General features: G+C 66.0%; 21 protein-coding genes. 12 read left to right on the top strand and 9 right to left on the bottom strand.

Annotated elements, in window-relative coordinates:
- Positions 1–76: 76 nt before the first annotated feature.
- Both LQD00_RS01520 and LQD00_RS01515 read right to left on the bottom strand, forming a co-directional pair.
- On the bottom strand, positions 77–385 hold the full coding sequence (locus tag LQD00_RS01520) for a hypothetical protein (RefSeq protein ID WP_232715343.1): 309 nt from the start codon (positions 383–385) through the stop codon (positions 77–79).
- Between the two features lie 248 nt (positions 386–633).
- Positions 634–1,269, bottom strand: a complete 636-nt coding sequence (locus LQD00_RS01515; protein ID WP_232715342.1) for a TetR/AcrR family transcriptional regulator — start codon at positions 1,267–1,269, stop codon at positions 634–636.
- A 172-nt stretch (positions 1,270–1,441) separates the two neighbouring features.
- Between LQD00_RS01515 and LQD00_RS01510 the strand changes: the two genes are divergently transcribed.
- Genes LQD00_RS01510 through LQD00_RS01500 form a run of 3 tightly spaced genes read left to right on the top strand, consistent with a single transcriptional unit; the run spans position 1,442 to position 4,417 of the window.
- Positions 1,442–1,762 (top strand): 2Fe-2S iron-sulfur cluster-binding protein, encoded by a 321-nt coding sequence (locus tag LQD00_RS01510; protein ID WP_232715341.1) that lies wholly within the window; start codon positions 1,442–1,444, stop codon positions 1,760–1,762.
- 19 nt (positions 1,763–1,781) lie between these two features.
- Positions 1,782–3,170 carry a cytochrome P450 gene (locus LQD00_RS01505; RefSeq protein ID WP_232715340.1) on the top strand — a complete coding sequence of 463 codons (1,389 nt, stop codon included), beginning with the start codon at positions 1,782–1,784 and terminating at the stop codon, positions 3,168–3,170.
- Positions 3,167–4,417 carry an NAD(P)/FAD-dependent oxidoreductase gene (locus LQD00_RS01500; protein WP_232715339.1) on the top strand — a complete coding sequence of 417 codons (1,251 nt, stop codon included), beginning with the start codon at positions 3,167–3,169 and terminating at the stop codon, positions 4,415–4,417. Before LQD00_RS01505 ends, LQD00_RS01500 begins: the two co-directional genes overlap by 4 nt.
- A gap of 29 nt (positions 4,418–4,446) precedes the next feature.
- Here LQD00_RS01500 and LQD00_RS01495 read toward each other — a convergent pair whose 3' ends face one another.
- Both LQD00_RS01495 and LQD00_RS01490 read right to left on the bottom strand, forming a co-directional pair.
- Entirely contained in the window at positions 4,447–5,652 is a 1,206-nt protein-coding gene (locus LQD00_RS01495) for a thiolase family protein (protein WP_232715338.1), read from the bottom strand.
- Positions 5,653–7,170: a carotenoid oxygenase family protein gene (locus LQD00_RS01490; protein ID WP_232715337.1), complete on the bottom strand. Its 1,518-nt coding sequence runs from the start codon at positions 7,168–7,170 to the stop codon at positions 5,653–5,655.
- Positions 7,171–7,310: 140 nt separating this feature from the next.
- Between LQD00_RS01490 and LQD00_RS01485 the strand changes: the two genes are divergently transcribed.
- Together LQD00_RS01485 and LQD00_RS01480 are read left to right on the top strand one after the other, a co-directional pair.
- Entirely contained in the window at positions 7,311–8,564 is a 1,254-nt protein-coding gene (locus LQD00_RS01485) for an acetyl-CoA acetyltransferase (protein WP_232715336.1), read from the top strand.
- A gap of 10 nt (positions 8,565–8,574) precedes the next feature.
- Complete coding sequence (locus tag LQD00_RS01480; RefSeq protein WP_232715335.1) at positions 8,575–9,522, top strand: winged helix-turn-helix transcriptional regulator; 948 nt, start codon at positions 8,575–8,577, stop codon at positions 9,520–9,522.
- Positions 9,523–9,657: 135 nt separating this feature from the next.
- Here the strand turns inward: LQD00_RS01480 and LQD00_RS01475 are convergent, their stop codons facing one another.
- Positions 9,658–10,482, bottom strand: a complete 825-nt coding sequence (locus LQD00_RS01475; protein ID WP_232715334.1) for a class I SAM-dependent methyltransferase — start codon at positions 10,480–10,482, stop codon at positions 9,658–9,660.
- 105 nt (positions 10,483–10,587) lie between these two features.
- Between LQD00_RS01475 and LQD00_RS01470 the strand changes: the two genes are divergently transcribed.
- Complete coding sequence (locus LQD00_RS01470; RefSeq protein WP_308195912.1) at positions 10,588–11,550, top strand: helix-turn-helix transcriptional regulator; 963 nt, start codon at positions 10,588–10,590, stop codon at positions 11,548–11,550.
- 29 nt (positions 11,551–11,579) lie between these two features.
- Here LQD00_RS01470 and LQD00_RS01465 read toward each other — a convergent pair whose 3' ends face one another.
- Entirely contained in the window at positions 11,580–12,377 is a 798-nt protein-coding gene (locus tag LQD00_RS01465) for a DUF1542 domain-containing protein (RefSeq protein WP_232715333.1), read from the bottom strand.
- A 149-nt stretch (positions 12,378–12,526) separates the two neighbouring features.
- Positions 12,527–13,072 carry a YceI family protein gene (locus LQD00_RS01460; RefSeq protein WP_232715332.1) on the bottom strand — a complete coding sequence of 182 codons (546 nt, stop codon included), beginning with the start codon at positions 13,070–13,072 and terminating at the stop codon, positions 12,527–12,529.
- A gap of 77 nt (positions 13,073–13,149) precedes the next feature.
- Between LQD00_RS01460 and LQD00_RS01455 the strand changes: the two genes are divergently transcribed.
- Positions 13,150–13,950 (top strand): crotonase/enoyl-CoA hydratase family protein, encoded by an 801-nt coding sequence (locus tag LQD00_RS01455; protein ID WP_232715331.1) that lies wholly within the window; start codon positions 13,150–13,152, stop codon positions 13,948–13,950.
- A 42-nt stretch (positions 13,951–13,992) separates the two neighbouring features.
- Here the strand turns inward: LQD00_RS01455 and LQD00_RS01450 are convergent, their stop codons facing one another.
- Entirely contained in the window at positions 13,993–15,570 is a 1,578-nt protein-coding gene (locus LQD00_RS01450; RefSeq protein WP_232715330.1) for an FMN-binding glutamate synthase family protein, read from the bottom strand.
- Positions 15,571–15,820: 250 nt separating this feature from the next.
- On the opposite strand from LQD00_RS01450, the gene LQD00_RS01445 reads away from it, so the two are divergent.
- The 3 genes from LQD00_RS01445 (at position 15,821) to LQD00_RS01435 (ending at position 17,088) form a co-directional block, all read left to right on the top strand.
- On the top strand, positions 15,821–16,270 hold the full coding sequence (locus tag LQD00_RS01445; RefSeq protein ID WP_232715329.1) for an esterase/lipase family protein: 450 nt from the start codon (positions 15,821–15,823) through the stop codon (positions 16,268–16,270).
- 39 nt (positions 16,271–16,309) lie between these two features.
- The gene (locus tag LQD00_RS01440; RefSeq protein ID WP_232715328.1) at positions 16,310–16,579 is read left to right on the top strand and encodes a hypothetical protein; all 270 of its coding nucleotides are present in this window, start codon (positions 16,310–16,312) and stop codon (positions 16,577–16,579) included.
- A 104-nt stretch (positions 16,580–16,683) separates the two neighbouring features.
- Complete coding sequence (locus LQD00_RS01435; protein WP_232715327.1) at positions 16,684–17,088, top strand: VOC family protein; 405 nt, start codon at positions 16,684–16,686, stop codon at positions 17,086–17,088.
- Between the two features lie 7 nt (positions 17,089–17,095).
- Here LQD00_RS01435 and LQD00_RS01430 read toward each other — a convergent pair whose 3' ends face one another.
- A complete protein-coding gene (locus tag LQD00_RS01430) occupies positions 17,096–17,827 on the bottom strand; it encodes a DUF6319 family protein (protein WP_232715326.1) in 732 nt (243 codons plus the stop codon).
- A 91-nt stretch (positions 17,828–17,918) separates the two neighbouring features.
- On the opposite strand from LQD00_RS01430, the gene LQD00_RS01425 reads away from it, so the two are divergent.
- Both LQD00_RS01425 and LQD00_RS01420 read left to right on the top strand, forming a co-directional pair.
- Complete coding sequence (locus LQD00_RS01425) at positions 17,919–18,122, top strand: zinc-ribbon domain-containing protein (RefSeq protein WP_232715325.1); 204 nt, start codon at positions 17,919–17,921, stop codon at positions 18,120–18,122.
- Between the two features lie 46 nt (positions 18,123–18,168).
- Complete coding sequence (locus LQD00_RS01420) at positions 18,169–19,674, top strand: protein adenylyltransferase SelO (RefSeq protein WP_232715324.1); 1,506 nt, start codon at positions 18,169–18,171, stop codon at positions 19,672–19,674.
- The last annotated feature ends 34 nt before the right edge of the window (positions 19,675–19,708 follow it).

Genomic DNA, 19,708 nt, shown 5'->3' with positions numbered 1-19,708 from the left:
AGCTGGCCGGCCGTGTCGACGCCATTGGCGCCGGCCAGGACGAAGTCGTCCATGCTGACGTATGGGCAGAACACCTTCAGATCCTCGCCCCGCTCCCGCGCATCGAGAATCGCCGAGACGACGTTGCGAGAACCTCGGCATCGCCGTCGGACAAGGTCTTCACCGCGTCGATGTGAGTGCCGGTGATCGTCACGTTCCCGTCGACGCTGAGGTCCAGCCCGGAATCGCGTCCGTACTCCCCGACGCCGTACACCAGCGGTATCTGCGACGCCGGCGGGGGCGAACCCAGCACGATCCGCAGCGACTCCCCTGTGCCCGCGTCGGTGGGCTGGGCGCAAGCGGTTCCGACGGCCGCCAGCCCGCTGACGGTGATGGCCGCGATCATGCGCGTCGTTCGGCTCCGGCGACCCCTGGCTGACATCCGGTACCTCTTCCGCAGTGTCCGATCGTTCCGCAGCAGTGCATCGACTGCGGACTCGCCCGTGCGGAGACACCCGATTCCCTCGGCATTGGGTTCAGGTGAACATACGTCAGCTCGACGCCGCGGGTGGGCAATCCGGAAGAAGTCGAATCGTCGTGCGACACAGAAGTTCATGACGGGTCATCCGCGATGAGCGCCATCGGCGGCCGGTGTCAGGTGAGCGGCGCCTTGAGTCCGTGCAGGATCGTGCCGATGAGCCGATCGAAGTAGTTCTCGCGTTCGGCCTCGGGCAACAGTCCGAGAGGTCCCTTGATGCAGAGCTCGGCGAATCCGTGAACCGCTGCCCAGCAGACGATCTCGGAGTCCGGGCGGCGTTCGGGCGGGATCTCTCCCACGGTCACCATCTCGTCGAGGACGCTGTGCAGGATGGCGTATGGGCCGTCGCGGCGCGCCGACACGTCGGGATTGACGCCCGGTCGGGAGAACTCGGCGTGAAAGGCGACCTGGAACAGATGCGGTTCGTCGATTGCGAACAGGGCATAAGCTCGCGCGGTCTCACGGAATCGGGAGCGCGCGACCTCCTCGGGTGCCTCGTCATCGGAGACCGTCGCGATCCGCTGGCGCATCAGATCGGCGAGTGTTGCGAGGGCGCGGTCGGCAATCGACGTCATCAGCTCCTGACGATCGGCGAAATGCCGATAGGCGGCGTTGTGGGAAACGCCGGCGCGCCGCGCCACCTCGCGGATGGTCACCTTCTCGGGAGCACTACTGCGCGCCAGCTCCCATGCCTCGTCGATGAGGGCATTGCGAAGGTTGCCGTGGTGATAGGTGGTGCGCTCCGATGCCATGGCGGTCACTCTACCGAGGTTGGGCCAGTCCCCCGACCTGGGTGAACCCGACACGACCTCCTTTCATGCCAATGTATGTTGACAGGGACAACATCGTGGTTCATTCTATGTTGACACTGCCAACACCTAGTGGTGACCGTCACAGCCCAGGGCGGTATTCAAGGAGGAACTCATGGCCACCGTCACCTTCATCACCTACGACGGAGAAAAGCAGGAAGTCCCGTTCGTCGAGGGTCAGAACCTGATGCAGGTCGCGACCGACAACGCGGTGTCGGGAATCGATGGCGATTGCGGCGGAGACGCTGCCTGCGGCACCTGCCACGTGATGATCGACCACCAGTGGGCCGCCGCGACCGGCAGTCGCAACGCCACCGAAGCGCAGATGCTCGAGATGAATCCTGACTGTCAGGAGAACTCGCGACTGTCGTGTCAGATCGCACTCTCCGCCGTACACGACGGTCTCGTCGTCAATCTTCCCGAATTCCAGTTCTGAACCGATCGGAGAACCACTGATGCAGATCCTCGACCGCGTCGTTGAGACGGTGCAGGCGAACATCCCGTTGGACCGTCAGGTTCAGGGCCTCCAGCTCTTCCACAAGACCCGCGCTCGGCTGCTCGGCGAGACGCGGCCGGAATCCTATGTGGAGAAGCCCATCCCGCCGGTGGACCAAGTCGGTCTGGACGAGATCGACATGAGCAACCCGTTCATGTACCGGCAGGGTCAGTGGATTCCCTACTTCGCCCGCCTTCGCGACGAGGCGCCGGTCCACTATCAGGCGAGCAGTCGTTTCGGCCCGTTCTGGTCGGTGACCCGGTACGACGACATCCTCACCGTCGACAAGGACCATGAAACCTTCTCGGCCGAACCCTTCATCGTGATCGGCACTCCCCCACCGGGTCTCGACGTCGAGATGTTCATCGCGATGGACCCGCCCCGACACGACGAGCAGCGCCGGGCGGTTCAGGGCGTCGTGGCACCGAAGAACCTCAAGGAGATGGAAGGGCTGATCCGGGAACGCGTGTGCGAGGTTCTCGACAACCTTCCCGTCGGCGAACCGTTCAACTGGGTCGATCGGGTCTCGGTCGAGATCACGGCGCGGACGCTCGCGACGATCCTCGACTTCCCGTACGACGAACGCCGTAAGCTGGTGCGCTGGTCCGACCTGGCGGCCGGCAGCGAGGAGGCGACCGGCGGCAGCAGCGACCCCGACGTCGTGTTCCAGGCCGCTCTGGAGATGGTCCGCGCGTTCGCCGAACTGTGGCATGACAAGGCTGCGCGTCTGGAGGCCGGGGAGGCACCGGGATTCGATCTCATCAGCATGCTGCAGTCCAATGAGAAGACCAAGGACCTGGTGAAGCGGCCGATGGAGTTCATCGGCAATCTGACGCTGCTGATCGTCGGCGGAAACGACACCACGCGCAACTCGATGTCGGGCGGTGTCTACGCACTGAACAAGTTCCCCGGCGAATTCGACAAGCTCAAGGCCGACCCGAGCCTCATCCCCAACATGGTCTCGGAGATCATCCGCTGGCAGACTCCGCTGGCCTACATGCGGCGGGTCGCCACGAAGGACACCATCCTCAACGGGCAGTTCATCCGCAAGGGCGACAAGCTGGTGATGTGGTACGCCTCGGGCAACCGGGACGAGAGCAAGTTCGAGCGAGCCGACGAGCTCATCATCGACCGCCCGAATGCGCGGAACCACATGGCCTTCGGATACGGCGTGCACCGGTGCATGGGCAACCGTCTCGCCGAACTGCAGCTCCGGATCCTCTGGGAGGAACTGCTGCACCGCTTCGACGACATCAAGGTGCTCGAGGAGCCCGAGTACGTGCAGTCCAACTTCGTCCGTGGGTACAGCAAGCTGATGGTCGAACTCACGCCGAAGACACCGTCATGACCTCGGGACGTGCCGTCGTGATCGGCGCCAGCCACGCCGGCGCCCAACTGAGTGCCCAGCTGCGGTCGTCGGGTTGGGACGGTGACATCGTCCTGATCGGCGATGAGCCGTACCTGCCCTACCACCGGCCGCCGATGTCCAAGACGTACCTTGCGGACACTGTCGGGATCGATGACCTGCTGATCCGCGGAAACGAGTTCTACGACAAGCAGAACATCCGGATTCGTCGTGCCCGGGTAGAACGCATCGATCGTGCCGACCAGCGCGTCGTTCTGAGCGATGGCGAGTCGGTGTCGTATGACCGACTCGCGCTGTGTACCGGTGCCAGCCCTGTGCGCCTGGGGATTCCGGGAGCCGAACTCCGTGGCGTGTACTACTTGCGGACCGCCGAGGACGTCGAGGCGATCCGCGCCGACGTTCCGGGCAGCAGGCGCGCCGTGATCGTGGGCGGTGGTTACATCGGACTCGAAACCGCGGCTTCGCTGCGCAAACTCGGTCTCGACGTCACCGTCGTCGAGGCAGCCGATCGTGTCCTGCAGCGGGTTACGGCCCCGGAGGTCTCCGACTTCTTTCGGCGTATCCATGAAGCTGAGGGCGTCCACATCAAGACCGATGCGGCCGTCGTCGCCTTGGAAGGCGACGACGGAACCGGTCGCGTCACCGCGGTGCGTCTCACCGACGGCGAGACGGTCCCGGCGGATTTCGTGATCGTCGGGATCGGTGTCCGGCCGAACGTCGAACTGGCGCACGAGGCCGGGCTCGCCGTCGACGACGGCATCATCGTCGATGCGCAGGGCCGCACCAGCGATCCCCAGATCACCGCGGCCGGTGACTGCGTCACTTACCACGACGTGCGCTACGGGAAGACTCGGCTCGAGTCGGTGCCGAGCGCGGGCGAGCAGGCCAAGGTCGCGGCGGCCACCATGTGCGGCAAGGAGACCACGATCTCGGCCCTTCCGTGGTTCTGGTCCGATCAGTACGACCTCAAGCTGCAGATCGCCGGACTCAACACCGGGTACGACACCGTCGTCCTGCGCGGGGACCCGACGACGGACCGTGAGTTCGCATGTTTCTACCTGCGAGAGGGACACCTGATCGCGGCCGACTGCGTCAATCGACCGCAAGAGTTCATGTTCAGCAAACGTGTTCTGGCACAGGGGCTGCCGGTCGACCGGGATGCACTTGCCGATCTCGGCGTACCGATCGCGTCGCAGCTCGCGGCGGTCCGCAACAAGGCCACAGCATAGTACTGGCATTTTCTCGCCATTCCGTCGGCCTATCTGAGTCGTTGGACGATCGCTGCGGCGCCGAGTCCGAGGCCGCCGGGAATCGTGAGCAATGCGATTTCTCCGTCGGTGCGCTCCAGGTGATCGAGCGCATTCACCAGCAGCACACCACCGGTCGCGCCGAGCGGGTGTCCGGTGGCGCACGCGCCGCCATTCGGGTTGACCCGGGCGGGGTCGAGATCGAGTTCGCGGGTCAGCAGCATCGGAGACACGGCGAAGGATTCGTTTGCCTCGATGACATCGAGGTCGTCTGGCTGGAGGCCGGTCTGCGCAAGTGCTTTTCGTGCGGCGTCGACCGCGGCGGTCAGTCTGGGCGACCGGACCGCTGCCTGGGTGACGGCGAGGATGCGGGCCCGAGGATGCGATCCCAGGGTCTGCTCCGACTCCGCGCCGCCCAGCAGGGCTGCCGACGCGCCGTCGGCAAGTTGCGGAGCAGTGGCCATGGTGTGGAGGCCACCGGCCGGACGCGTCGAATCCGGCAGCCGGGAGGCGACCAGATCCCAGGACGGGTCGTCCCCGAAAAGCGTCGGCAGAGCGCCGAATCCGACGGCGTCGGCGTCAGCACGGGCTCCTTCGTCGCCGGCGAGGGTCGCCCAGCGCGACATCACCGGAACGACCGACATGGATGTGGGGGCCTTGACAGCTCGGTGATGTGAGCGGACCGCGTAGGCATCGAGCTCGTCGCGGGTGATCCCGGCGTCGGCGGCGGTCAGATCTGCCGAGACGCCGATCGTCACGAAGCCGGTCCGGTCACGGAGGTCGCCGTCGAACGCGAACGCCGGCTTGTCGTGCAGCAACGGCACGCGCGACATCGACTCCACGCCGCCCGCCACGACCACGTCGGCCATTCCGGATGCGACTCGTGCGGTTGCGGATCCGATGGCGTCGATGCCGGAGCAGCACAGACGCGAGACCACGCCGCCGGGCACCGTGTCGGGCCAGCCGGCCCACAGCGTCGCGGCGCGTGCGATGGCACTCCCCTGTTCTCCGGCTGCGGTGCTGGTGCCGATGACCATGTCGTCCACGACGTGCGGGTCGAGGCCGCGCGCGGCGAGCGCGCGCAACAGGCCGGCCAGCAACTCGTGGGCAGGGACGTCGGCGAGTGTTCCGCCGGAGCGACGTACGCGGCCCTTCGGCGTGCGGACGGCGTCGTATACGTAGACGTCGCGAGCAAGCGACGAGCGAACCGTCTTCACTTAGAGGCCGACCGCCTCGGCGGCGGTGTCGGTCTCCCGCCACCGGCGTAGCTCACTGCCCGCTGCCCAGGTGGAATGGGTTCCGCTGGAGATGCGTTCGGGGAGTGCGAGTTTGCATACCGGGCCGTCGGAGACACGCGCCGCGTCGAAGATGACGCAGTAGGACGCGTCGTCGTTCATGTCGGTGGTGAGAGTGATCAGGTAGCCGTCGTCCTCACCTGTACTGCCGACGCGCGGAGCCATCGACGCTTCACTGCCGAAGACCCCCTCGCCGAGGTGGAACGATTCCTCGGCGCCGGTCTCGGTGTCGTGGCGGACGAGCCCGTTGAACAGGAACCATCCGTCGACGCCGGATGCGGCGTACACATAGCGGTGCTTGCTGCCGGCGTGGCCGCCGTTGATCATGCCGAACTCGGTGATCGTGTCGGTCAGTCGTTCTTCGGTCGTCTGACCGGTCCGGAGATCGAACCGCCAGCGGTGCAGGCGCGACTGGAAGTGATCGAGCGCCAGGTAACGGAAGGCGCGCTGCCATTTGTCGGTGATTCCGTCGGCTGTCGGCTCGGGCTCGCCCTGGTAGAACCCTTCCAACACAATCTCTTCGCCGACCTCATAGGCGTTCACGAAGTGGAGCACGTATGTGGGATCGGCCTCGAACCACTTGATGTCGGAGGGCTGTCCGCGCCGTGGGATGACGGCGAACCGCGACGGGGTGTCCCGGTGGAACTTCGGGAAATGCACGTTGTGCTCCAGTAGTTCCGGGTCCCAGAACATGGGCAGGTCGTTGAGGATGGCGTAGTTCTCGGTGAACGCCATGTCGTGTGGCAGCCGGGGGCCGGGCAGCGGGATGTCGACGTAGTGGACGAGGTCGTTGTTCTCGTCGACCACGCCGTAGTGCATGTACGGCGCTTCCTTGCCGTAGTTGAAGAACAGCATCTCGCCGGTCCGGTCGTCGACCTTGGGATGGGCCGACACTCCAAGATGGTAGGGAAATGCGCCGTTCCAGGACTCCTTGCCCAACGTCCTCGCCGAGTACGGATCGAGGCGGTAGAGGTCGCCGCACATCCAGAAGCTGGACAGGGCGGTGCCCCGGTGCACCACGATGTCGGTACTCGACGCATCCTTCATCCGTCGCCGAGCACCCCAGCCGTCTTCGCGTTCGGCCCAATCGGGCATCTCCGCGGTACCGGCCCACAGCGGACGCTGCGCCTCGTTCTCCGCCAGCATTCCGTCCGTGCGTACGAATCGGTTGCGGTAGAACGCTTTCCCGTCGCGGAAGCCGACGACGTGGACCATGCCGTCGCCGTCGAAAGGGTGATAGTTCTTGACCGCCGGATGCAGCGGATTCTCGGTGTTGCGCAGGTACACGCCGTCGAGGTCGGCGGGGATCTCGCCGGCGACGACCGTCAGGTCATCGGCCTTCCACTCGGTGGTCTGAGGACGCCACGGGCCGGTGCGATACGGGTGGTCGTCGTCGGCGGGCAGCGTCGACAGCAGCTTGCCCAGAACCTCGATCTCCATCGACTCAACTTCCTTCGGAGCGGTCACTACAGTTACGAGAGTGACCGACCTGCGTGAACCTGTCAAGGGTTACCATCAGCCGCCTGATGTGGTTACTCTCGCTGTTGTAGTTCCACTGCGTGAGGAAGGCGTGCGGCGAGATGACTGACAGGACGGTATGGATCACCGGCGGATACCAGTCCGATTTCGCCCGGAACCTCACCAAGGAGGGGCGTGGACTCCCCGAGCTCTTCGATGAGGTCGTGTCGGGAACGGTGTCGGCGTCGGGAATACCGGTCGGCGACATCGACGTGATCCATGTGGGCAATGCCTTCGGGCAGGTCTACACCGGTCAGGGGCACCTCGGCGCCATGCCTGCGTCGGTCGTCCCGGAGCTGTGGAGCATCCCGGCGAGCAGGCACGAGGGTGCCTGTGCGTCCGGGTCTCTGGCGATTCTCGCCGCGATGGCAGATCTGGAGTCCGGACGCTACGACTGTGCGCTCGTCGTCGGCGCCGAACTCGAGAAGAACGTCCCGGGCGACGACGGGGCGCGCAACATGGCCGGCGCGGCGTGGATCGGCGAAGAAGGTCAGGACGCGAACTTCATGTGGCCGTACATGTTCAGCCGCATCGCCGAGGAATACGACAAGCGCTACGGGCTGAATCCGCAGCATCTGTGGCAGATCGCAGAGTTGAACTCCCGCAACGCACGTCGGAATCCGCTCGCCCAGACTCGCGGCTGGGAACACGTACCGGAGTCGTTCACCGCCGACGACACCGCCAACCCGATCGTCGAGGGTCACCTCCGCAAGATCGACTGCGGTCCACTCACCGACGGCGGTGCCGGCGTCGTGCTGGTCTCCGATCGATACCGACGGGCGCACCCGGAACTCGAGACGACGGGCTTGTCGGCAATCCTGGGCTGGGGCCATCGCACCGTCGGGTTGCTCCTGGAGGACAAGCTGGCCCGCAGTGCAGACGACGAGTTGATGTTTCCCCATGTCCGCCAGGCGATCTCCGATGCCTTCGGTCGGGCGGGCATCGCAGGCGTCGACGACCTCGACGTCATCGAGACCCATGACTGTTTCACGACCAGTGAGTACATGGCCATTGACCACTTCGGACTCACCGCGCCGGGTGAGAGCTGGAAGGCGATCGAATCCGGCGAGCTCGAGATCGACGGCCGGGTCGCGATGAATCCCAGCGGTGGTCTGCTCGGCGGAGGACACCCGGTGGGCGCCACCGGAATCCGCATGCTCCTCGATTGTCATCGTCAGATCGTCGCCGGCGCAGGTGATTACCAGGTCGACGACGCACGTCGTGCGGCCACGCTGAACATCGGCGGGAGCACCACGACGGTCGTGAGCTTCGTCGTCGGCTCCCCGGTGACGACACAGCCTCGTCGAGCTGACTAGGGTCTTCGAGGTGGAACCAGACCGCGACAGCTTCACCAGCCTGGAGCCCGGCGGCGACAATGCCATCGCGGTGACCCTCGGCATCCTCGGCGACGAGTGGAATCTGTGGATCCTGCGGCACGCTGTCGAAGGTGCCAAACGATACGGCGACTGGATGCGCGAAGGTGCGATCTCCAACTCCGTGTTGTCCTCGCGCCTGGGGGCGCTCACCGACAAGGGCCTGTTCGACCGCGTGCAGTACGCCCACCGCCCGGACCGCTACGAATACGTGCTGACTCGCCGCGGCGCCGACATCTGGACCGTCCTGCTGACGATGTGGGCGTGGGAGCAGACGTGGGCGCCACCGGCGACTCCCCCGCTACCGCGGATGCGGCACATAGGATGCGGCGAGTTCCTCTCCCCCGCAACGACGTGTGGCGAGTGCGGCGCAGGCGTCGAGGCCCACGACGTCGTTGCGGAACTCGGTCCGAGCGGTGCGTGGCCACGGAGCGTGCCCGCTTCGATCACCCGACGACGCTCGGCGGGAGCCAAACAGCCTTCCCAGGTCATCCCGCACACCATGGAGCTCATCGGTGACCGGTGGTCTGCGGCCATACTCGGCGCACTGTTCCTTGGTGCTCGACGGTTCGGCGAGTTCTCCGAACGGACCAGCGCTCCACCGACAATGGTCGCCGATCGGCTGGCGCGATTCGTCCGGCTGGGGGCCATCGACACCGAACCCAATCCCGACCGCCCGGACTGGGTCAGTTATCGCCTGACCCCCAAGGGGGTGGCCTTCTTCCCGGTTGTCGTCTTCATGATCACCTGGGGCCAACGCTGGTTCCGTGCTCCCGAAGGTCCCGCGCTGATCTTCACGCACCGCGGCACGGGTCATGAGTTCCGTCCGCGCCTGGCATGTGACCGGTGCGGTGAAGAACTGACGGCGAGTGCCGTGTCGATCGAACCGGTCGACGTCTAGCGTTCTCCATGCCCGATAGGCGATGGGCCTCGACAGCGCCTGCGTCGGCACCCTCCCGGTCCAGGATCTGACCAAGCGTTGGTGTCATCAAGCCCTGCCCCACCACGGCGTGTGTGACGGATGTCGCGCTCGGCCTCAGCGGTCACGAGCCCGCGAGGATTCCGTGCACGGCGTCGGCGGTCGCCTACCGACGGTGATGACGAACTGATACGACCACGCCGCGAAAACCGGGTCCAGCAGGACGTTTTCGAGCCGCCACAGTTCCTCCTCGGTGAACCCGAAGGTGGTCAGGAGGGGTTCGAGCTGCTGAACCAGGCTGCGGTAGTAGAGCATTCCATCGGACCCGCCGGGTGAGGTGAACCGGAACTCCTCTTCACGTACGTTTGTCAGCCCGGCACGATGCATGTGGTCGCCGGCGGCATGGGCCCACTGCAGATCCATCCCGACGGCAGGGCCCACGCGGGTTGTCCCGGCTTCGAGGACGCGGTCGAAGAGGTCGCGATCGGCATCGTGCCGGGCTGCCACGGCGGTGGGCGGAAGGCCGGTCGCGTCGCAGAGGACCAGCCATCCGCCGGGCGCCAGTTTCGCGACGAGTGCATCGAAGACCTCGCGCCGGCGTCGAAGATGCATCATCAACATGCGGGCGTGGATGAGGTCGTAGGGGCCGCCGTCGGGAAGTCCGTCGTTGAGGTCCATGGTGTGCACAGTGAGTCCGGGTGCTTCGACGAGATGGCTTGTGTCGACGTCCACGGCGTCGACCGTTCCGTTCGGCCCGACTCGGTTCGCGAGCCAGCGGCTGATCGAACCGCCGCCTGCGCCGAGCTCCAGGCACCGCCGGCCCGACACCGCACCACATTCGGCCAGGGCTCGCGTCGTCGTCGGGTCCAGCATCGCAGCAAGCGTGTCCACCTGGATTCGGCCGTTGTCGGAGCCCGTTCGGAACACGTAATCAGTGGTCATGGGCATTTCCTCTCGTCGGAGCTGGTCGGTGGCACTGCCATGAGCGGCTACCCTAAACGGTGATTAGGCTGGCGAAGGTCCTATTCCGGTGCCACGCTGGAACCCATGTCGTCGATGTCGGTTCGACTACTCAGGCTTCTGTCTCTCCTGCAAGGGCACGAGGAGTGGACGGGCGCCCAGCTGTCGCAACGTCTCGGCGTGAGCGGGCGGACCGTCCGCAGGGACATGGAGAAGCTCCGCGAGCTCGGCTATGACGTGGAAGCGACGCGCGGCGGGATCGGTGGCTACCGGCTCGGGCACGGCGGCAACAAATTGCCGCCGTTGCTGCTCGACACCGACGAAGCGGTCGCTGTCGCAGTCGGACTTCGGACCGGGGTGAACTGCATCATCGGCGGGATGGAAGAGACCTCACTGCGTGCCCTCACGAAACTGGAAGGGACGCTGCCGGATTGGCTCCGTCAGCACGTCCGCGATCTCAGTCACTTCATGGTTCCGCTCCCCCACGAGGAACCGATCCCGATCACCGATCCCACGCGACTGACCACACTGGCCGAGGCCTGTCGCAGGCACGAGCGATTTCGATTCACCTACGACCCCGACGACCTCACCACCCACGACGTCGAGCCCTATCGGCTCGTCAACCGTGGGCATCGCTGGTACCTCCTCGGATACGACGTCGGGAAGACCGACTGGGAACTCTTTGCCGTAGAGCAGATCGCGCCGCGTAACCCGCATTTCGGGCCGCGATTCGCCGAGCGGGCGCTGCCGGCCGACGACATCGCCGTATACGTCGGCAATCGTCTCCGCGAACCGCACTGGGCCCACCGCGCGTCAGTGATTCTCCACGCCGGCGCAGACGAGGTGGCAGGCAAGGTGGCGCCTGCGGAGGGGACGATCTCACCGATCGACGACGAGAATTGTCGCGCAATACTCGGGGGACAGAGCCTCACCGGGGTCGCTGCGACCCTGACACGACTCGACGTCGACTTCGAGGTCGAGCGCCCCGCCGAACTGGTCGAACACCTGGGCGTCCTGGCCGATCGCTACGCGCGCGCCGGCCACCGGTGATCAGGGCTGTGTGAAGGTCCGACAGTCGATCAGAAGTCGAAACCGCCGCCCCCGAAGTCTCCGAAGCCGCCACCGTCTCCGCCGAAACCACCGTCTCCGCCGAAACCGCCGTCGCCGCCGGCATCACCTCCGAAGTCGTCCCCTCCGGCGCCGCCGTCGATGGCGCCCATGTCGGATCCGTCACCGACACCGTTCTCGAAGCCCTGAGCGTCGTACGGAACGCCGGCCATACCGGAGAACATCGCGGAGAACAGGAACATCGACCCGACTCCCCAGGCACCCGCCACGAGTGCCGGCCGCCACCAGGGCTCGGAGTACCAACCGGCCGGAACCGGGCGTCCGGCGACGCGGCCACCCGGGTAGTAGTTCGGCGTCCGATCAGACGGGTTGGGCGACGCCTCGACCTGACGCCCTTCGAACTCGACCTTCCGATCCTCGGTGACCTTGCCTGCGCTCTGCTGACCCTCGAGTTCGGGGATGGCGGGACCGGGATCGAGGTTCATCGCGACCCGCGCCGCACGGATGTAGTAGAGACCTTCGATGGCGGTCTGCTTGGCCAGGCGCGTCTGCGCGGGCGAGTTGGCCTGCTCGATCTGTGACCCCGCCGCGGTATAGCGCTCCCCGGCGTCAGCGAGAGCCTGCTTAGAGGCCGGTCCGTCGCCCACCAGCATGAACACCTGCCCGCCGAGACGTTCGATGGCTTGTCGCGCGTCGGCCTTTGCATCGTCGAGGGTCCGAGCGGCGTTGGTGCCGGAGCGCTGCTGTGCGACGACCACCACCCCGACGACGATCAGGACGATGAGGGCGATCAAGATCAGTGCTTCCATGGTTCTCTCCAGCTCGTGCGTGTCCGACGGACTCGTCCGCCCAGGCCGCTGAGCGCGGGCGGGCCTGGCCGACAAATCGGGCACCTTCGAGCGTACCGACCGGGATGGCGCCGGCACCGGGCTCGGCCCGGCGTGCGTCTCTTCGGCGGTCAGCGAGTGCGGGCGGCCTCGACGACGATGCGGACGTCGTCGACGACTTTCAGTGTGCCCATCATCAATGAGTACGGTTTGATCCCGAAGTCGCTCTGGGTGACGGTGGACTCGGCCGAGATCTGCCAGCCATCAGGGGTCTCGACGACCTGTAGGTCCAGCGCATGCGGGCGTGACCTGCCGTGGATCGTCAGCACTCCGTCGGCGTGGTAACCGTCGTCCGTGGCTCTGAAAGTGCTTGCCTCGTAGGCGATCTCGGGGTACTTCTCGGCGTCCATGGACTTCAGGGCGTTCACCCGGGCCAGCGACTTCTCGGCCCCGGTCATCGGGGTGAGTCCGCCTTCCCCGGATTCCACATGCAGCGAGTCGACCGAGATCGCGGCCTTCAGGTTCGTCGGTACGAGGTCGGTCAGCGTCACCGACGCCGACCAGGTGCGCATCGCGATCGCCAGTCGGTGGCCGGTGCGCGCCGCCCGTCCGCCCACGTCGGTGTGCACGACAACCGAACCATCGGATTCGGTGAATTCCCAGACAGATTCCGCCACGGCCGTAGTGTAAGCGCTCGGAGTACGCGGCCGGGCTCATTGCACGGCGGACGACACACAGCGAGGTGGTGAAGACGATGACGGAACAACGGATTCTGCTCGATGTCGACGATGCGGGCGTCGCGACGGTCACGCTCAACAGAGCGGCGAAGCACAACGCCTTGGACCCCGCGATGTTCGATGCGTTGTTGGCCGTGACAAGCGAACTGGCGGCGGATCGTCGAATTCGGGCGGTTGTCGTCCACGGAGCCGGGAAGAGTTTCTGTTCCGGTCTCGACATCTCCTCCCTCGGCGGCGATGAACTGGGTGGCTCACTGCTGGATCGCGATGACGCAGACCGCGGGAACCATGCGCAACGGGTGTCTCTCGACTGGGGCCACGTGCCGGCACCGGTGATCACCGCGATTCACGGCAACTGCTTCGGCGGTGGCCTGCAGATCGCGCTCGGCGCCGACATCCGCTACGCCACCCCCGACGCGCGACTGTCCATCATGGAGGTCAAGTGGGGTCTGGTGCCGGACATGGGCATCACCCAGACGCTTCCGCGTCTCCTTCGGGCGGACGTCGCCAAGGAACTCACCTTCACCGGCCGTGTGCTCTCCGGAGCCGAGGCCCACGAGCTCGGGCTGGTCACCGGTACTGCCGACGACCCACTCGCCCGTGCATTGGAGCTCGCCCACGAGATCGCGGCGATGTCGCCGCACGCGGTCCGCGCCGCGAAGCGCCTCTACGACGAGACATGGACCGGTGCCGACCCGTCGGCCGCGCTGTTGCTCGAGAGCAAACTGCAGGTCGAGCTGATCGGTTCACCGAACCAGCTCGAGGCCGTGCACGCCGGAATGGCCCGGCGCGAACCGCGGTTCACCGACCCGGACTGAGCGACCGAACCGGTGGGTTGGGATGGTCACCCGGTGCTCTCTTCAGCTCGGGCCCGCTGCCGATGGCGGCGCCGACCCGCCGCTTCCCTGGCCGAGCATCAATCGGATCACCGCGGCGCGATCCGCCTCGGATGGCAGACCCATCCCCGGCGAGTACCCGTACACCTCACTCAGCGGGCTGGACCCCTGTCTGCCGTCGACGATCTCCACTGAATCGGTCGAGATGAGTCCGGGGTGCTCCACTCCGCACGCCTGCGACACCTTGACCAGGTCACGCCGCAGCGTCGTGATGTAGTTCGCGACTCGAGTTGCCTTCTCGCCGGGCACCAATCCTCGTGTGAGCCAGTTGTTCTGGGTGGCGACGCCTGTCGGGCACGTGTCGGTGTGGCATTTCTGGGCCTGGATGCAGCCGATCGACAGCATCGCCTCGCGCGCGACGTTGACCATGTCGCACCCGAGCGCGAACGCTAGGACCGCGTTGTCGGGCAGACCCAGTTTGCCGCTTCCGATGAACGTGACCTGCTCGTGGAGGTTTCGCTCGGCGAACACCCGATAAACCCTGCTGAAACCGAGCAGGAACGGCAGCGACACGGAGTCGGAGAACAACAGGGGCGCCGCTCCGGTGCCTCCCTCCCCTCCGTCGATGGTGATGAAGTCGACGCCACGGTCGGTGTCCGCCATCAGGTCGGCGATCTGGTACCACGCATCGATGTCGCCCACTGCGGATTTGATCCCGACCGGCAGTCCCGTTTCGGCGGCCAAGAGTTCGACCCAATCGAGCATGCTGTCCGCGTCGGAGAATTCCGCATGCCGTGACGGGCTCACGCAATCGCGTCCGGCGGGAACGCCGCGCGTCGCGGCTATCTCCGCAGAGACCTTGGGGCCGGGTAGAAAGCCGCCCAGGCAGGGTTTGGCTCCCTGGCTGAGTTTGATCTCCAAGGCGCGGACCGGGGCTTCGGCCACGAGGTCTTTCAATCGGGTGAGGTCGAACCGCCCCTGTGCGTCTCGGCAGCCGAAATAGGCTGTGCCGAGCTGGAAGACGAGGTCGCCACCGTGTCGGTGATAGGGCGAGACCCCGCCCTCGCCGGTGTTGTGCAGCGCGCCCGTGAGGGCGGCCCCGCGATTCAGGGCCTCGATGGCGTTCGCGGACAGAGCCCCGAAACTCATCCCGGAGATGTTGACCACCGACTCCGGACGGAATGCGTTCCTCCGCCGGCGCGCTTCGCCGAGAACTTTTGCACAGGGCAGCACGACCTCGTGGCCGGCCTCGGGTGTCGAGGCCGGCGCCGAACCCGGATTGAATGTTCGATGCTTGATCACGGGGTAACCGGATGTGTACTCGACGTCGTTGTCGGTGCCGAACCCGAAGTAGTTGTTCTCCTTCTTGGACGAGGAATAGATCCAGCGTCGCTGGTCGCGGCTGAACGGACGCTCCTCGTCGTTCGAAGCGACGATGTACTGGCGCAGCTCGGGACCGACGGTCTCCAGCAGGTAACGCGCATGCCCGATCAGGGGGTAGTTGCGTAGCAACGAATGTCTGCGCTGGAACAGATCGCGAACGACAACCGCCGCCGCGGTGGTGGCGGCGCCGACCGCGACAGCAGATCTCCTCCGGCTCATGGAGCCAGTGTTCACCCGTCCGGATCGCCGGTGTCCCGAATCGGTCAGCTCTGCACATGACATTCGTGCAACGGTCGGGTCGCTTGGCCTCGACCTGACGCCGTTGGTCTGGTCAGTGCGGGTTGGCGACCTGTTGTCACCGGTGGTGAACCACCCATACTGGCAGCGGAGTCGGGCGTGAACACTGCCATGGCCGCCCACACCCGCCCGGCTCGACGACGGTCGTCTCTGAAGGGAGAGGTCACGAATCATGAAGCAGTTCAGCCGGTTGGCGGCCATTTGGCCACCGGTTCGATTGTCGGTCTTGTCCATCGTCTCGGTGATCGCCGTCTCGGTTGTCTTCTCCGCCGCCGCTTCGGCGGATGCCCCCGGCACTCGTAACCCGGTGATCCTCGTCCACGGTTGGACGGCGGGTGGTCTTCTGCCACCGGATCTCTCGGTCTTCGAGCCGATGCGAGACGCACTGGAGTCCGACGGTCACCCGGTCTATATCGCGAAGCTGCCCGGCGATACGAACAAGGTCAACGCCGCTGTGATCGCCGGGCTCGTCGCAACCGCGCTACACCGACATGCAGGCTCGAAGGTTGACCTCGTCGGCCACAGTATGGGCGGGCTGTCGACGCGCTACTACCTCAAGTACCTGAACGGGGCCGCACGCGCGGACAACTACGTATCTCTGGGCACCGGCCAATACGGCTAGTCGGTGACGTGCGCCCTGCCGCTACACGCGGGTGGGGAGATGTGCCCGCCCAGCGCCTTCCTGAGCGCTCTCAACCGAGGCGACGACACTCCCGGCGGCGTTGACTACACAACCCTGCGGACCGTCGCCGACGACGAACCGTCGCAGGGCCGACCCGCCCGGCACCTCGACGGTGGCGTGTGCGCGAAAGACGCCATCGACGGCGGACCGCACGAGGACGAACCGGGCAACCCGACGATGATCGCGCTGGTTCGCCAGACGCTCGACGGGATGTGCCCGGGCAAGCCGATCGATCTGCCGATCACCTGATCGGTCGTGGTCGGGTAGAACGAGCGGTCTGGTTTGTAGCTCCGGCGATAAACTGTTCGGTGCCCGGAGTTCCATCCGGCGCCCTTCCTCGGAGGAGGCATCCGATGCCTGCATTTCCCGCTCTCACCCACGTTGCCATCACCGTGAGTGACCTGGCTGCGAGTACCGCTTGGTACGCGAAACTGTTCGACGCCAAACCGGTCCTGGACGAGGACGAAGAATCCGGGGATTTCCATCACACGGTCTTCGCACTCGACGGCGGAACACTTTTCGGACTCCACACCCATACCTCGAGTGGGCCGGACACAGCCGGCTTCGACGAACGCAACGTCGGACTGGATCACATCGCGTTCGCCTGCACTCAGTCCGAACTCGAGGAGTGGGTTTCGCGTCTGGACAAAGCCGGAATCCCGCACAGCGGCATCAAGCACGCCCATTACGGTTCAGGAATATCGTTCCGCGACCCGGACAACATCGCGCTGGAGCTCTTCGCCCCGCCGGCGGGATGACGACGAGTCAGCTCTCGGTGGGCCCGACGTCGAGGTGAGCGAGTGCGGCTCGCGCATTCTCGAGTTCGCGCGTCAGTTCCTCGATCTTCCTCTGCGCGGCTTCGCGCGCGGATTCGATGACCTCGTCCACCGCTGTGATCGCGGCGTCGTCACCCAGCTCCTGCATGGCGCGGGCCACGCGGTCCGCGGTCACCTCGGCGGGTTTGCCCTTCTTGCTGCCGTGCGCCACCGACACCGTCCAGGTGCTCTCCCCCGCTGACGTGATGGTCACGCTGACCGCAGCTGTCGAGGTCTTCGACCGTCGTGCAGCCTTCGGGTGAGCCGGCTTCGGCGTGGCCGATCGAGCCGGCGTGGCCTCCGGACGCGGAGCGGGCTCGGGTGTCGGCTTCGGTTCCACTGCAGCTGCTTTCGGTGTCGGTGCAGGTCGGGTCGCCGGAGTCGGCGTCTGGTCGGCAACCGCGGTCTTGGCGGCACGCGGAGCGGACTTGGCCGGTGCGGCGGCGGATCGTGTGCGTTGCAGTTCGTCGGCTTCGAAGGGCAACTGATCGTCGACGCCCTTGGGCCGGACCGTCACCGTCGAACCGTCGATGGACAGGACACGCGCCGATGTTCCGGCGTCGAGTCCGAGCGACGGCATCGGGTCACGAAGGTAGACGGTCACACGCTTGCCGGCCGCGAGTGCCGCGGACAGAGATTCCAGGTCACCGGCGGTCAGGCCGGTCCTCTTCTGCGAGCTCACGCGTACATGTTCGCACACGCGTGCGACTGATGGGTGTCCGGTGTCGATCCGAGTCAGACGCGTCGGCCGGTGTCCTGCCTACGATGACGGAGTGTTCTTCCTCTTCGGATACGGCCCCAAACAGCAGCAACTCGGCGCGGGACAGACCCGGACCTGCCCCCGTTGCCACAACACCACCCAGTGGGCCCGTATGCGGGAGTTCAAGCAGTTCACCGTGTTCTTCATCCCGATCGCCCGCTGGGGGCGCCGGGAGTTCGAGTCCTGCGGCATCTGCGGCGCTTCCATCGCCCTCTAGCGATCGGCGAAAGTCGGACGACGCGACAAGTGGTTACGCTCGAAGAGTGGCTGCCACCGACTCCCCCGCCCGCACCTCCGACGCGATCACCGGCTTCGAGAGCACTTTCGCCGACGAGCTGACGCCGCTCACCGTCGAATGGCGCGGCGCCGACGTGCCCGATCCGCAGCTTCTCGTCGCGAACGATCAGCTCGCTGCGTCGCTGGGCATCGATCCTGCGGCCCTGCGCTCCGACGACGGGGTCGCGATCCTGGCCGGCGCAGCCGTGCCCGCCGACGGCAGACCGGTGGCGACGGCGTATTCCGGACACCAGTTCGGCGGGTACGCCCCGCTGCTGGGCGACGGTCGGGCACTTCTCCTCGGCGAACTGCTCGACACCGAAGGTCGCCGCGTCGACTTGCAGTTGAAAGGTTCTGGCCCGACACCGTTTTCGCGAGGCGGAGACGGTTTCGCAGTCGTCGGCCCGATGCTGCGCGAGTATCTGATCAGTGAAGCGATGCACGCCCTCGGCGTGCCCACCACGCGGTCCCTGTCGGTGGTGGCGACGGGGCGCGGGATCCACCGCGACGGCGTCGAGCCCGGGGCTGTACTCGCGCGCGTCGCATCGAGTCACCTGAGGGTGGGCACCTTCGAGTTCGCCGCCCGCAACGGCGACATCCTGCAGCCCCTCGCCGACTACGCGATCGCCCGTCACTACCCCGACCTGACCGATCTGCCGACGACCGGCGGCGGGAACCGCTACGCGAAGCTGCTGGAGCGCGTCGTCGAACGGCAGGCCCGCCTCGTCGCCCAGTGGATGCTCGTCGGTTTCGTGCACGGCGTGATGAACACCGACAACACCACCATCTCCGGCGAAACCATCGACTACGGACCGTGCGCATTCATCGACGCCTTCGACCCGGCGGCGGTGTTCAGCTCCATCGACCACGGCGGGCGTTACGCCTTCGGCAACCAACCCGCCGTCCTGAAATGGAACCTGGCACGGTTCGCCGAAACACTTCTCAGGCTGATCAGCCCCACACCGGACGACGCGATCGCCATCGCGACCGCCACCCTGTCCACCTTCGACAGTCTCTACGAACAGCACCTCAACGAAGGTCTGTCCGCCAAGCTGGGCCTGGCCGACACCTTCGTCGACCACGCACTGATCGACGACCTGCTGGCCCTGATGGCGGAACACCGCGCCGACTGGACCGGCACCTTCCGTGCGCTCGCCGACGAACTCCGCGGACGAACGGCTCCCCTCGACCAACTCCTCCCACGGGAGGTCTCGGCGCCCTGGCTCGCGCGATGGCGAGAAACGCTCACACAACACGACCGCGCCGACAAGACCACCGCCGACGCGATGGACCGCGTCAACCCGCTCTACATCCCGCGCAACCACATGGTGGACGCCGCGCTCCGTGCCGCGCACGAGGACGACCTCGCGCCATTCCAGGAGTTGCTCGACGTGGTGACACACCCGTTCGAGCGGCGCGTCGACTGGGTCAAGTACACCGCCCCCGCGTCGGACGAGTTCACTTCGTCGTTCCAGACGTTCTGCGGGACCTGAGAGTCGGGAGGTTCCGCGGAACACCGGTGAGTTG

The organism is Gordonia metallireducens (assembly GCF_021245825.1).
Taxonomy (GTDB): domain Bacteria; phylum Actinomycetota; class Actinomycetes; order Mycobacteriales; family Mycobacteriaceae; genus Gordonia; species Gordonia namibiensis.
This window is presented reverse-complemented; position numbering and strand designations above follow the sequence as displayed.